The organism is Arthrobacter luteolus NBRC 107841 (assembly GCF_001552075.1).
GTDB classification, from domain to species: Bacteria; Actinomycetota; Actinomycetes; order Actinomycetales; family Micrococcaceae; genus Arthrobacter_B; species Arthrobacter_B luteolus.
This window is the reverse complement of the sequence record NZ_BCQM01000032.1, coordinates 1-625: the sequence shown is the minus strand read 5'-3', so window position 1 is coordinate 625 and position 625 is coordinate 1. Positions and strand designations below refer to the sequence as shown.

The window sequence follows — 625 nt, the reverse complement described above, 5'->3', positions numbered from 1 at the left end:
TTCATCCGTTTCCACGGTGTGCGTCACCCGGCAACCTTGGGCAGCAGCGAAGTCGAGGCATTTCTGTCCTGGCTGGCGAACGAGCGCAAGGTTTCGGTCTCCACGCATCGTCAGGCATTGGCGGCCTTGCTGTTCTTCTACGGCAAGGTGCTGTGCACGGATCTGCCCTGGCTTCAGGAGATCGGAAGACCTCGGCCGTCGCGGCGCTTGCCGGTGGTGCTGACCCCGGATGAAGTGGTTCGCATCCTCGGTTTTCTGGAAGGCGAGCATCGTTTGTTCGCCCAGCTTCTGTATGGAACGGGCATGCGGATCAGTGAGGGTTTGCAACTGCGGGTCAAGGATCTGGATTTCGATCACGGCACGATCATCGTGCGGGAGGGCAAGGGCTCCAAGGATCGGGCCTTGATGTTACCCGAGAGCTTGGCACCCAGCCTGCGCGAGCAGCTGTCGCGTGCACGGGCATGGTGGCTGAAGGACCAGGCCGAGGGCCGCAGCGGCGTTGCGCTTCCCGACGCCCTTGAGCGGAAGTATCCGCGCGCCGGGCATTCCTGGCCGTGGTTCTGGGTTTTTGCGCAGCACACGCATTCGACCGATCCACGGAGCGGTGTCGTGCGTCGCCATCACA

1 pseudogene is annotated in these 625 nt (G+C 62.7%); it reads left to right on the top strand.

Going from position 1 to position 625, the window contains the following annotated elements:
* Nucleotides 1-625 (top strand): annotated as a pseudogene (intI1, locus tag AL3_RS17925) (class 1 integron integrase IntI1); the annotation flags it as partial.